Below are 12,115 nucleotides of genomic sequence, written 5' to 3'. Positions count from 1 at the left end.
CCCGCGCAAAATTGGGTCCCCGCCTGCGCGGGGACGACGTGCTAATGACGACGTGCTAAGGATTCCGGAAACAGCGCTTTTCACGTCGTATCAGTCAGATGGACCCTAGCGCCCCCCGATGTGACGATGTGCGCATTTTCGCCGTCGAACACGCTGTAGACTCCGGAATCGCCTACCCGACTGGAGTTCGAATGAAACCGCTTGCCTCGCTTTTCGTCGTTGCCGCCATGCTGGCGCTGGGCACATCCGGCAGGGCAGCAGCGCAAGCCAACGATGTTTCCTTCGTGGCCGGCGTGTACAGCTCAGCCCACACGATCACGATCGGTGGCGCCAAGGTCGAGACCAGCGGCTATGGCGACATCGACCGGTCGGGACGTATCACGGCCTTCGAGCAGCAGGGCGAGGGGCCGGATGCGGCGGGAAGCGGGTGCTACGTGCTGGCACGCGGAACGGCGACCAACGCCGGACTGCAGGGGCGGCATCTGACGTTCGGCGTGTCGCCGACAGGGGCCCCGGTCTTTCAGACGCTTGCCGGCGACAGCGATATCTTCGGCATTCTCGTCGAGCCGGGCGCGCACGGGACGATGCGCTGGTTTTTTCATTGGGGCAGACCAAACAGCACGGCCACCATCGAGGGGAGTCATAACGTCGTGACCGCGTCGAACGGGGCGACGTATGCCATCAACGGCCCGGCCCTGGCGTCGCCGACGCCCGAGGAGTTGCAGGGCATGCGCTGCCGCGCCGACCGGGACTGATTCATTGACGGGCTGCGGCGGTCGCCCGCGCGAACGCCGCCGCGAATGCGCGCCCGGCCGCCTGCGCGCGCGGCGCGCCGACGTCGAACGTGCAATGGCGCAGCGCCGGCGTGCCCGCCAGTCCGGCGTCGGCCAGCATGTGCTCCGCGCGCAAGGCGCCGAGCATCCCGTCCAGCATGACCTCCTGCATGTCCAGCGCCGCGTTGTCGGTGTGGCCGGCATCGAGCACGCTGGGCGCGAACGCCATCGACGTCGCGCCGTGGCGGATCGCCTCGCGCATCGCGACGCGGCAGGCGCGCCGCAGCAGGTCGCCGTCCAGCGCCGTGGGATCGCCCATGCCGATCACCAGCACGGCACGCGGCGTCACGCCCGGCGGCGGCGTCGTGACCAGCAGCGTTTCCATCGGCTGCGCCTGGAACGCGCCCGCCGCGCGCATGCGCGCCAGTTGGCCGCCGAGCGCCTGGTCCAGGGCGAGCAGCCCGCCGGCCATGGCGCCGCCCAGTTCGTGCTCGAACATGCAGGCCACGCTGAAGTCGGCGTCGGCGTGCGCCGGGCCCCAGGCGACGACGTCGAACGCGACACCGTCGAGGGTGCCGATCGGCAGGCGGGCGGGGGCGGAGGCGGTAGCGGTCATGGTGGTGCAATGCTAACGCGGATTGCGCCGCGCCGCATCCGCCAAAGGTCAGGGGCTGCGGACATATAATGCCGGACGCAGCGATAAATCGGACAGGGAGAACACACGCGTGAACGCAGTAGAAAAAGCCAGCGCCTTCGTCGGCAAGACCTTTTCGGTGTGGGTCCTCCTGTTCGCCGCCCTGGGATTCTTCGCGCCGCCGCTGTTCACCGGCTACAAGACCTGGATCGCGCCGCTGCTCGGCATCGTCATGTTCGGCATGGGCCTCACGCTGTCGGCGGCGGATTTTCGCGAGGTCTTCCGGCGGCCGAAGGACGTGGCGATCGGCGTCGTCGGGCACTACCTCATCATGCCCGGCATCGCCTACCTGCTCGCGCTCGCGCTGCGCCTGCCGCCCGAGATCGCGGTCGGCGTGATCCTCGTCGGCTGCTGCCCGAGCGGGACCGCGTCGAACGTGATGACCTTCCTGTCCAGGGGCGACGTCGCGCTCGGGGTGTCGATCGGGTCGGTGTCCACCTTGATCGCGCCGTTCGCGACGCCGGCCCTCGTGTCGCTGCTCGCGGGCGGGTGGATGCACATTAATACGACCTCGCTGTTCGTCGACATCGTGCAGGTCGTGATCCTGCCGATCGCGCTCGGCATCGCAGCCAAGACCCTGTTCGCCCGGCAGGCGGCGGCCAGCGTCAAGGCGCTGCCGCTGGTGTCCACGGTGGCGATCGTGCTGATCATCGCGATCATCGTCGCGCTGAACCAGGCCAAGCTGCTGACGAACGGCCTCCTGATATTCGCGGCGGTCATCCTGCACAACCTGCTCGGCTTCGCGCTGGGCTATGTGTTCGCCAGGATGTTCGGCATGAACCTCGCCAAGCGCAAGGCGGTGATGTTCGAGACGGGCATGCAGAATTCCGGACTGGGCGCGGCGCTGGCGTCCGCGCATTTCAGTCCTCTCGCCGCCGTGCCGAGCGCGCTGTTCAGCGTGTGGCACAACCTGTCCGGCTCCGCGCTGGCGACGTGGTTCGCGCGCAGAACGGATTAGCCGCCATGGCCCGGGCGGAAACGGTCCGACTGCCGCGATCCTGTCGTGCCTGGCCCGAATCCGGTGCAGAACACCGCCATGGAACGGCGACGGGAATGCTTGGCATCGGCATCGTGTCGATTGGCAAAAATTTATCGGTCAACGGTACATTGACGGTACACGGCTGTGCAATCGTTTACAATCTCGTCAACATTGCAGCGCGCTGACGTGCGGGAGGCAAGGCCACGTTCCCGTCGCGCAACCGATATTGGCGCCGCCGCGGCCGCCGTCCGACGACAACGACAACGACAACGAACCATCGTATGCACATACGGACTCTCGGACTCGAACGATCTATCCGCTTGCCGTCATTTGCCGGGTTCCAGCGGACCGTGGCTCCTGGCGAAGTCGAGGCGGGGGGAGAGTGCGGGCACATTGCACTCACGGACGGCCCGGCACGCGCTGGCGATCCTGTCGTCGAAGGACTGCCGTGCTCCTGATCCGCGCGCGCCAGCAATCGATTCTCGAAGAAGACCAGCGTCGGGCCTTCGCGCAGCGCTTGTTCGAGGCGCTTGCGGCGCTGCGGCCTGAGGCGATCGAGGCGAGGGGGAGGGCGGCCGTCCGCGCGCACGTGAGTACCGGCCTGGATCGGGCCCTGGCCCGCGGGATCGTGTCGGAACAGGCGCTTTGGCAGTGGGCGCAGATCGTCCTCGTCCACGGCGCCGAGTTCGATTCGATGTCCTGGGCCGCGCCCCTGCTCGAGCCTGTGCCGCGTTCGATCACCGACGGCAACGACCTCATGACGGCACTTTATGCGGAAGCGGCGCGACGTGTGGCCGGCACGGGAGAGGTCGAGTGAAGAAGCGGATCGAGGCGTGCCTTCTCCAGCTTTGCGTGGCCATCAAGACGTTCATGGAAGGGAATGTCCTCGACCGCAAGGCCATCGAAGCCTTCGAGTCCGCGCTCCAGAAAATGTCGTCCCTGCTGCGCGCGCTCGGGCGGGACCTCCTGCAAGCGCAAGCCAACCACGGCTTGCCGTTGCTTCCGGCAGAGATCAAGGAAAACGCGTTGTTCGAGGCGCAGATCACGGCATTGATGACGCTGCGCAGCCACGCCGCGTTCGGGGCGCGCGTGGCCCGGCGCACCCGGTTGCTCGCGCAGACGACCTCCCGGTATGTCAACGGCGGCCTGGTCGACCTGGCGACCGGTCAGCAATTGCTTGGAACGATTGCCTACCATGGTCACGAACTCAAGCAATTTCATCAACGATGCAGGTCGATCGCAACGAGCGAGGCGCTGGAGTTAATCCACAAGAACGCTGGCAAGAATCCGGCGGTTTGGTTGAGGAAAATTGCTTCTCGGCTGCTCGCGGCCGAGACGACATGGACGCAGAAGGTCACGGACTTCGAGAAGAAGACGGTGCAGGCCGGGCAGTCCTTTTCCTCCAGCAAGTCCGCCGTGACCAGCATCATCCCCTGTGGCATGCCGGGCATGGCCGGTTTGCCGGATACGACGGAGCAAATCGAATGCATTGCCGTCTATCGGGGCCTGCATTTTCGCCGCGACTACTTCAGCGATTTCGATATCCTGAACCAGAGTCTTGCCTCGCTGGACCAGATTCCGGCCTCGAGCGAAGAGGCCCGCCACCGCGCGAACGTCGAGCCGGGGCTGGTCGAATCGCAGGCGCAAATGGATCAACTCGACGACGAAGCCATGGGCATCGCCCGCAAGTTGCGCGCCGTCGAGGGCGAGGCGGTCAAGCAGCACTGGAGCGGGAACAAGCAGGGCGACCAATACTACAGCCTCATCCAGCGCTACATCAATACGTATGGTGCCTTCAGCACCGAAATCAAACAGGCCGACAAGGCGCCCGCACTGTATCGAGGTCTCGACTTCAGCCTGACGCCCTTCGTATCGTTCTCGTTCAATCCCGTGCACTCGATCCGCTACGTGCTGGGCATCAAAACGCCGGAAGAGCAGTCCCAGCAACGGCGCCGTCAGGGAACGATGGGCGAGCTCTACATTTATCTCATTCCACTCGTCCCCGACAACATCCTGCGCCTTAACAACGTGCTGCAACTCGCGGCGCAGAAGAGCCTGTCGATCAAGGCGCGCATCCTCAACGAGGCCGAGGTGAACGTTCTCGGAGGTATGTCGTCGGCCTGTCTCGTGGGGCGTCTCCTCGTCGGTGCGTCGGGGGACGACTTCTATGCGCCGGACGAAGAGGGTGGCAATCCGATGAAGCAATCGAAGCTCGACAACTGGCAGGAAGAATTGGCGGCGCGCGCCATCGGCTGTGCGACGAGCGAGGCCCAGCAGCTGCGCTGGAAGATAGTCGGCTACGAGTCGCTCCCGACGATTTCTTCCGCTGCCCTGATAAATCCCTATTTCGGCGTGGCCAATATGCCGACGGAGAAAGCCCGCCTCAACTCCGCCGAGAAACGTTCGGTCCAGGCCCAGCGCGCGCTGGCCCGGAAGGTTACGGCATTCAACAAGGGCTTTTCCTCGGTCGGCGGTACCGCCGCAAGCCTTTCATGGGACGCGGCGTCGGACGAGTTCGAGGGCGAGGGCGAGGACGAGGACGAGGACGAGGACCCACAAGGCCCCGGCTCGGGCAATCCGGACGACATCGTCATGTTCGAACCACTGCAAGTGCCTTCGTATCCGAAATCGGTCGCCGAGTTTCTCCAGCAACAAGGTGTTCAGACGCCCGATGCCTCGCTTGCGAACCTGTTCGAACACTTCAACGAGGGCCAGGCCACGCCTGAAGGACACAATTGCCTCATCCATACCCTCGCTCAGCTGGAAGCCAATGATCCGAACGTCATGCCTGACTTCGGCCAGGAGCGCCTGGCCTACGGTCTTCCGACCGGCGCGACGATCGACGTAGGCACGACCGGTCACCGCATGGCGGTCACGCGTGGATTGCACGTCCAGATATACGCAATCGGATACGGCGGGGCAGTTCAAAACATGACTTCGGTCGGCAACGCGGCGGGAACAGATTGCACGATCCTGCAATTCGGCGCCCACTTCGTGCCACTGTGGCCAAAGTAGGATCGCTCGCCACGCGTCGTCCGGACCGCATGCCTACTGCCCGGCGAGAATCGCCTCCACCGCCGCGATCTCGTCCCCGCTGAGCGGCGCCATCTGCACGGCCCGCACGGCATCGAGCACCTGTTGCGGCCTGCTGGCCCCGATCAGCACCGACGCGATGGCCGGCTGGCGCTTCACCCACGCGAGCGCCAGCTGCGCGAGCGTGCGCCCGCCCGTGCGCGCGACCTCGTTCAGCGCCGCGACCATGTGCAGGCGCTGCGGCGTGATGTGTTCCGGCTTCAGGAACCCGACGGACCCCGCCGCGCGCGAATCGGCCGGCAGCGCGCCGCCGAGATAGCGGTCGGTGAGGAGGCCCTGCGCCAGCGGCGAGAACGCGATGCCGCCGATGCCTTCGCGTTCCAGCACGGGCAGCAGGTCGGTCTCGGGCTGGCGCGCGAGCATGTTGTAGCGCATCTGGTGGATGACGAACGGCGTGCCCAGGCGGCGCAGTTCGGCCGCCGCGGCGGCCGTGCGCTCGCCGCCGTAGTTCGAGATGCCGGCGTACAGCGCGCGCCCGCTGCGCACGATGTAATCGAGCGCCGCCATCGTCTCCTCGAGCGGCGTGTCGGGATCGGGACGGTGGTGATAGAAGACGTCGACGTAGTCCAGGCCCATGCGCGTCAGGCTCTGGTCCAGGCTCGCGACGAGGTATTTGCGGCTGCCCCAGTCGCCGTAAGGACCCGGCCACATCGTGTAGCCGGCCTTTGTGCAGACGACGATCTCGTCGCGGTGCGGCTTCAGGTCCAGCTCGAGGATGCGGCCGAAATTCGTCTCGGCCGATCCGGGCGGCGGACCGTAGTTGTTGGCGAGGTCGTAGCACGTGATGCCGTGGTCGAACGCCGTGCGCACGATGTCGCGCTGGCGTTCGAAGTCATCATGGCCGCCGAAGTTGTGCCACAAGCCCAGCGCCACGGCGGACAGCCGCAGGCCGCTGCGGCCGCAGTGCGGATACGGCATGGTGCCGTAGCGGCCGGCGGCCGCCTGCCAGCTCATGGCGTCACCGTGCCGGCGCCGGCGGCCGGGCGGCAGACGTAGATCGTGGCCGGCTTGCCGTCCGGCGAGCGGTACTCGCGCTCGACCGCCGCGCGGGCCGCATCGACCAGCGCATGCGGCACCACGGCCACGACGCAGCCGCCGAAGCCGCCGCCCGTCATGCGCACGCCGCCTTCGAGGCCGATCACGCCCTTGACGATGTCGACCAGCTTGTCGATGGGCGGCACGGTGATCTCGAAATCGTCGCGCATCGATGCGTGCGACGCGGCCATCAGCTCGCCCAGGCGCGCGAGGTCGCCGCCGGCCAGCGCGTCGGCGGCGGCCAGGACGCGGTCGTCCTCCGTCACGACGTGGCGCGCACGGCGCAGCACGACCGGGTCCAGTTCGGCGCCGCGGGCTTCCAGCGTCGCGAGGTCGAGGTCGCGCAGCGCGGGCAGGCCGAAGTGGCGGGCAGCCGCCTCGCACTGTTCGCGGCGCACGTTGTAGGCGCTGTCGACCAGGCCGCGCGTCACGTTCGAATTGAAGATCATGATGGCGGCGTTGTCCGGCACCGGGACGGGCTTCACGTCGAGCGAACGGCAGTCGATCAGCAGCGCGTGGCCGGCGACGCCGCAGGCGGAGCTGATCTGGTCCATGTTGCCGCACTTGGTGCCGACGAAGTCGTTTTCCGACGCCTGCGCGATCAGCGCGATGTCGACCGGGGACAGCGTTTCGAAGCCGGGCAGGGTCGCGAACAGGCGGCCGACGGCGACCGACAGCGAGGCCGACGACGACAGGCCCGCGCCCTGCGGCACGTCGCCGGCGATGGCCAGGTCCATGCCCTGCATCGGCAGGCCGCGCGCGACGAACTGCGCGACCACGCCGCGCACGTAGTTCGCCCACATCGGCGCCTCAAGGCGGGCGATCGGCGCGTCGAGGTCGTATTCGTCGAGCGCGTCGGCATAGTCGGCGGCCACCACGCGCACCTTGCGGTCGGCGCGCGGACGCGCCGCGATGGCGGTGCGGTAGTCGATGGCGCAGGGCAGCACGAGGCCGTCGTTGTAATCGGTGTGTTCGCCGATCAGGTTGACGCGGCCGGGGGCCTGGACGAACAGCGTCGGCGCGGTGCCGAAGGCGGTTTCGAAGGCGGCGGCAGTACGGTCGGTGCGGGAAATGAGGCGGTTATCGGTCATGTCAGGTCGATTGAGGGGATGCGGTTTCAAGGTAGTGCACTTCGGATTGCGCGCGCAGGCGTTCGGCTGCCTGTTCCGGGGTCAGGTCGCGCTGGGCCTCGGCAAGCATCTCGAACCCGACCATGAACTTGCGCACCGATGCGGAACGGAGCAGCGGCGGGTAGAAGTGGGCGTGCAGCTGCCAGCCGGCGCCGTCTTCGGTGCTGGCGCCCTGCACGGGATACGGCGCGCCGTGCCAGCCCATCGAGTACGGGAACGAGGTCTGGAACAGGTTGTCGTAGCGGGTCGTCAGGCGTTTCAGCAGGACGGCCAGGTCGGCGCGCTGGGCCGGTTGCAGCTCTTCCAGGCGGCGCACGGCGAAGCGCGGCAGCACCAGCGTCTCGAACGGCCACGCGGCCCAGTACGGGACGATGGCGACCCAGTGCTCGGTCTGGACGACCACGCGTTCGCCGGCGGCGATCTCGCGCTCGGCCACGTCCAGCAGCATGCGGCGGCCGTGTTCGGCGTGGTAGGCGGCCTGCTGGCGGTCTTCGGCGGCCGGCAGGTTCGGCACGTAGCTCGTGGCCCAGATCTGGCCGTGCGGGTGCGGGTTCGAACAGCCCATCACGGCGCCCTTGTTCTCGAACACCTGGACCCAGCGGTAGGTGGCGCCCAGTTCGGCGGCCTGCGCGCACCACGTGTCGATCACGCCTTCGATGGCCGGGAGCGACAGCTGGGGCAGGGACTTGGCGTGGTCCGGCGAGAAGCAGATCACGCGGCTCGTGCCGCGCGCGCTCATCGTGTGGAACAGCGGGTCGGCGCCCGGCGCGGCTTCCGGGGTGTCCGGCATCAGCGCGGCGAAGTCGTTCTCGAACACATAGGTGCCCGTGTAGTCGGGATTCTTTTCGCCGTTGACGCGGGTATTCCCCGGGCACAGGTAGCAGGTCGGGTCGTGCGACGGGCGCGCCGAGCGGTCGATGGCTTCCTGCTGCCCCTGCCACGGACGCTTGGCGCGGTGCGGGGACACGAGGACCCAGTCGCCCATGAGGGGGTTGTAACGGCGGTGCGGATGGTCGGATGGATTGAACATGGTCTTCTTCTGCGATTCGGATGGACGGAAAGCCGCAGCCGGCCGGGCGGGAAGCGGCGCGCAGGCCGGCGGTAGCAGAGGCTGGCGCCGGCGTTTGCGGCCATTCTACCGTCGGTCGCGGCGCGCACGGCTGCCCTGGCGTGCGGACTTTTCCTGAGGCAAGAAGCTTAGCGTGACGCCGGGAAACGAGTTATGCCCAATGCTGGGGGATATATCTTGTTTTGATATGGTAAAGGTATGTTAAGTCAGCGCGGCCGCTGCAGACGCAGCAGCAGCCAGGCGATGGCGCCCGTCACCAGGGCCGTAAAGCCAAGCACGACCCAGAACCCGTGCGGATGCTGCGCCAGCGGCACCCCGCCCACGTTCATGCCCAGCAGGCCGGCGATCAAGTTGATGGGCAGGGCCATCACCGTCACGATGGTCAGCAGGAACAGGCTGCGGTTGTTGTCCTCGTTCACCTGGGCCGCGATCTCTTCCTGCAGCAGCTTGATCCGTTCCTGCAGCGCGGCGAGGTCGGACAGCACGACCGTGAATTCCTCGGTCGACTGGCGCAGCTCCTGGCGGTCTTCCGGCGCGACCCAGGCCGGCGGCCGCTGCAGCAGGCGGAACAGGGCGGCCGGTTCCGGCGCCAGCAGCCGTTGCAGGCGGACGAGCACCCGGCGCAGCGCGCCCAGGTCCTCGCGCCGGCGCGTGACCCGGCCGGCCAGCAGCTGGTCCTCGGTGGCGTCGACCCGCGCCACGGCGTCGCGCACGATGTTGACGAGGACGTCGGCCTGGTCGCGCAGCAGGTGCACGAGCAGCTCGACGCTCGAGCGCAGCGGCGCGCCCTGCAGCACGTCCTGGCGCAGGCGCTCGATCGATTCCAACGGCTTGCGGCGAGCAGTGATGACGCCGCGCGGCGTCACGTGCGCCCACAAGGTGGAGATCTCGGCCGTGTCGACGGAAAAATTATGCAGCACGTCGTTGACGACGGCGATCAGGGCGTCGTCCGCGATCTCGATGCGGGTCGAGCGCGAGCCCTGGTGCAGGGTTTCGTAGAATTCGTCCGGCAGGCCGGCGTGGGCGCGCAGCCAGCGCTCGCTGGCTGCGTTCGAGAGATTGAAGTGCAGCCAGACGAACTGGCCGGGCACGGGGGCGCGCAACCACGCCTCGGCTTCCCCCGCGTCGACCGGCAGCGCCGGCCCGGCGCCGTTCAACAGGAAGCCCCAGACGAGCCCCGAGATGTCGGAGCCGTAGTTGAACGCCGGTGTCGCCATCATCCATCCCATGCAGAGTGAGGTGACGGCATTGTAGTGCAAGCGTATGACACCGTCGTTCCCGCGGAGGCGAGAACCCAGGTCGCGTGCATGGCGCCCAAGTCAAACGCGGACGATGTGCGAAAAAATGAGGTTCCCGCCTGCGCGGGAACGACGGCTTATGGACAACGGGCCGACAGCGCTCCGTCGCAGCGCTTGGCGCGGATCGTGCTCACACGTCGTTCCCGCGGAGGCGGGAACGACGGCCTCTGTTTACGCCGACAGGACCGTGTCGTAGCGCTTCCCGCCGATGGTCACGTTGGCCAGTTTCAGTCCCCGCACATTGTACGTGTACCACGGGTGGTCGGCATCGACGGGCGTGCCGAAGTCGCAGTCCGCGATCGTCACGTCGCGCACCGGCAGGACGGCGGGCGCCGGCGCCGGGCCGTTGTAGTCGGAAGCGACGGGGCCGAGGATGACGAAGGCCTGGTAGCACGACGCCTGCCTGCCGTCCTTCGTCTTCACGTTGCCCACCCTGACGTTCGAGATGTGGACGTTGCGCACCTCGGGCGGACGCACGCGCACGTTGTCCGCGCGCGGCGTGTAGTCGCAGTCGAACGTGACGACCGCGCCGGCGGCCGTGGCGACCGTCTTCGACGCGATCGGGGACCCGGGCAGCGACGCGTAGAACGAGGGGCTCGTCTGCACGCCGTTCGGGATGCTCACGTTGCGCACGTAAAAATTGCGCAGGAAGCCGCCGCGGTTCATGTTCGTCTTCAGCCGGATGGCCGTGTTCAGCGGATTCGTCGCCCAGTTCATGTTCTCGAACACGAGGTCCTGCGCGTACACGTTCTGGATGCCGCCGGCCATCTCGCTGCCCAGCGTGACGGCGCCGTGGCCGCTCTGCATCGTGCATTTCTGGATGACGATGTTCTGCGACGGGCCGTATTGCGTATCGAGGTTCTTGCCGGCCTTGATGGCGATGCAGTCGTCGCCCGTGTTGAACTGGCAGCCTTCGACGAGCACCGTGTCGCAGGCTTCCGGATCGAAGCCGTCGCTGTTCGGGCCCAGGCTGTTCGCGTGCACCTTGCGGATCGCGAGATTGCGGCAGGCGACCGGGTGGTGCTGCCAGAACGGCGTGTGCGTCACCTGGTAGCCCTCCAGCAGCACGTTCGTGCACCCGATCAGTTGGATCATCGGCGGGCGCAGGTAATGCCCCAGGCCGAACACGCGCTTCTCGAGCGGCACGCCGGCTTCCGACAGCGCGGGCAGGTAGGCGTCGTCCGCGCGCCACTTGTCGCCGTCGCCCTGGATCAGCCGGCGCCTGTCATCCGGCAGGTTGGGCGCGACCTCCGCCAGCGACTTCGGATTCAGTTCGTTGACGTGGTTCTGCGCCAGCTTGCCGGGCACGTAGTTCGGCGATTTGTCCTGGGCGACGGAGTTGACGGTCGCGTTCCTGCCCTTCCACGTCCACCAGCAGTCGGCGCGGCCGGCGAACGGCACGCCGCCCTGGCCGTCGAGGATCGCGGTCCAGTCGTCGCCGGTGAGGGCGATGTTGTCCTGGTTGCGGGCGTAGATCATCGAGGAGAAGTTCAGGCAGTCGTTGCTCTGCCAGCGCGACACGACCAGCTTGCCGTTCGGTCCGCAATCGACGTCGCCGTATTTCGCGTAGTCGGCCGGATCGTTGCTGAAGTAGACGTGGGCGCCGCGCGCGAGGTGCACGTTCACGTTCGACAGCAGCACGATGGGACCGGCGCAGAACCAGTCGCCGCGCGGGATGACGACGCGCCCGCCGCCCTCGCCGTGGCATTTTTCGATGGCGGCCCGGATCGCGGCGTAGCAGTCGTGCGCACCCGGCGCGGGCGTCTGCACGGTTGCCTGGTCTTCGAACGAGATCCACGCCTTCACGGGCACGAGCTTGCACGGCGCCGCGCCGAAGTCGGTCACGGGGTAATCGGCCTTGCGGAACTTGACCGGATTGGCGAGGCGCCGCGCGATGCGCGCCGCTTCCCGCCACGGATCGCCGGCGCCCGCGGCCTTGTTCGCCGCGGCCAGCGCGTGGGCGGGGCCGGACAGCGCGAGGCCGGCGACGGCGGCGCTCTTCAAGAAGCCACGGCGGGCGTCGAAGGGATGCTTCATGGTGTCT

The 12,115-nt window shown here is 67.4% G+C and carries 10 protein-coding genes; 4 read left to right on the top strand and 6 right to left on the bottom strand.

The features are described 5' to 3' along the window. Window positions 1-191: 191 nt before the first annotated feature. Window positions 192-755, top strand: a complete 564-nt coding sequence (locus ASC93_RS08325) for a hypothetical protein (RefSeq protein ID WP_056439989.1) — start codon at window positions 192-194, stop codon at window positions 753-755. Between the two features lies 1 nt (window position 756). On the opposite strand, the gene ASC93_RS08320 is transcribed toward ASC93_RS08325, so the two are convergent. Next, window positions 757-1,389 carry a M17 family peptidase N-terminal domain-containing protein gene (locus ASC93_RS08320; protein WP_056439987.1) on the bottom strand — a complete coding sequence of 211 codons (633 nt, stop codon included), beginning with the start codon at window positions 1,387-1,389 and terminating at the stop codon, window positions 757-759. Between the two features lie 109 nt (window positions 1,390-1,498). Here ASC93_RS08320 and ASC93_RS08315 point away from each other — a divergent pair, with 109 nt between their 5' ends. From ASC93_RS08315 to ASC93_RS08305, 3 genes are all read left to right on the top strand, one after another. Continuing rightward, the gene (locus ASC93_RS08315) at window positions 1,499-2,425 is read left to right on the top strand and encodes a bile acid:sodium symporter family protein (protein ID WP_056439984.1); all 927 of its coding nucleotides are present in this window, start codon (window positions 1,499-1,501) and stop codon (window positions 2,423-2,425) included. A 469-nt stretch (window positions 2,426-2,894) separates the two neighbouring features. Continuing rightward, window positions 2,895-3,263: a hypothetical protein gene (locus ASC93_RS08310; RefSeq protein WP_056439981.1), complete on the top strand. Its 369-nt coding sequence runs from the start codon at window positions 2,895-2,897 to the stop codon at window positions 3,261-3,263. Continuing rightward, window positions 3,260-5,461 carry a hypothetical protein gene (locus ASC93_RS08305; protein ID WP_056439979.1) on the top strand — a complete coding sequence of 734 codons (2,202 nt, stop codon included), beginning with the start codon at window positions 3,260-3,262 and terminating at the stop codon, window positions 5,459-5,461. The genes ASC93_RS08310 and ASC93_RS08305 overlap by 4 nt, the downstream gene beginning before the upstream one ends. A 33-nt stretch (window positions 5,462-5,494) precedes the next feature. Here the strand turns inward: ASC93_RS08305 and ASC93_RS08300 are convergent, their stop codons facing one another. The 5 genes from ASC93_RS08300 to ASC93_RS08280 form a co-directional block, all read right to left on the bottom strand. Continuing rightward, the gene (locus ASC93_RS08300) at window positions 5,495-6,493 is read right to left on the bottom strand and encodes an aldo/keto reductase (protein ID WP_056439977.1); all 999 of its coding nucleotides are present in this window, start codon (window positions 6,491-6,493) and stop codon (window positions 5,495-5,497) included. Then, window positions 6,490-7,665, bottom strand: coding sequence for a galactokinase (gene galK / locus ASC93_RS08295; protein ID WP_056439975.1), 1,176 nt, complete (start codon window positions 7,663-7,665; stop codon window positions 6,490-6,492). Before galK ends, ASC93_RS08300 begins: the two co-directional genes overlap by 4 nt. A gap of 1 nt (window position 7,666) precedes the next feature. Beyond that, window positions 7,667-8,734, bottom strand: coding sequence for a UDP-glucose--hexose-1-phosphate uridylyltransferase (locus ASC93_RS08290; protein WP_056439973.1), 1,068 nt, complete (start codon window positions 8,732-8,734; stop codon window positions 7,667-7,669). 245 nt (window positions 8,735-8,979) lie between these two features. Further along, complete coding sequence (locus tag ASC93_RS08285; RefSeq protein WP_229412648.1) at window positions 8,980-9,993, bottom strand: transporter; 1,014 nt, start codon at window positions 9,991-9,993, stop codon at window positions 8,980-8,982. Window positions 9,994-10,242: 249 nt separating this feature from the next. Further along, window positions 10,243-12,108, bottom strand: coding sequence for a glycoside hydrolase family 28 protein (locus ASC93_RS08280; protein ID WP_056439969.1), 1,866 nt, complete (start codon window positions 12,106-12,108; stop codon window positions 10,243-10,245). Between the last annotated feature and the right edge of the window lie 7 nt (window positions 12,109-12,115).

This window comes from Massilia sp. Root335 (assembly GCF_001425685.1).
GTDB lineage: Bacteria > Pseudomonadota > Gammaproteobacteria > Burkholderiales > Burkholderiaceae_D > Telluria > Telluria luteola.
The sequence above is the reverse complement of the archived record's forward strand: the minus strand, read 5'-3'. Positions and strand labels throughout refer to the sequence as shown.